The sequence below is a fragment of the Streptomyces sp. SID12501 genome (assembly GCF_010550245.1).
Lineage (GTDB): Bacteria > Actinomycetota > Actinomycetes > Streptomycetales > Streptomycetaceae > Streptomyces.
In genome coordinates this window covers 1-395 of the sequence record NZ_JAAGLU010000989.1, presented here as the reverse complement: position 1 = coordinate 395, position 395 = coordinate 1, and the positions used below count along the sequence as shown (strand labels likewise).

Here is a 395-nt window from a genome sequence, read left to right as displayed (position 1 = left end):
AGACGCTGATCTCGCCTTCTTCCCAGAGCCGTTCCCAGGCCGAGTGCTGCGTCGTGAGCAGTGCCGGGAATCCGGGTGCCCGCGAGGCGTGTTCCATCGCGCGCTCCACGAGGTCTCCGGCGGGCCTGTCGAGGGAGGTGTACAGGGCTGCTGTCTTCACCACCGTCACGGATCGCCGGGGGGCCACGGGTAGCCGGAACGTCTGCACCGTTCCGGCTGGTGTGCGGTTCGTGACGACGGGTGCGCCGGGTCGGGTGACCGTCCTGGCCGCGAGGGCGATGTCGATGCGGGAGGAGGTGGTGCGGCAGGCGATCCAGGCGAGGCCGTGCGGTGCGAAGCCCGTCCGGTGATCCGTGAGGTGGTGGCCGTCGAGCCCGCTGTAGCGATCCACGCCC

General features: G+C 70.6%; 1 pseudogene. It reads right to left on the bottom strand.

The window, feature by feature from the left end:
- A pseudogene (locus G3I71_RS49485) lies at positions 1 to 395 on the bottom strand (glycoside hydrolase family 65 protein); the annotation flags it as partial.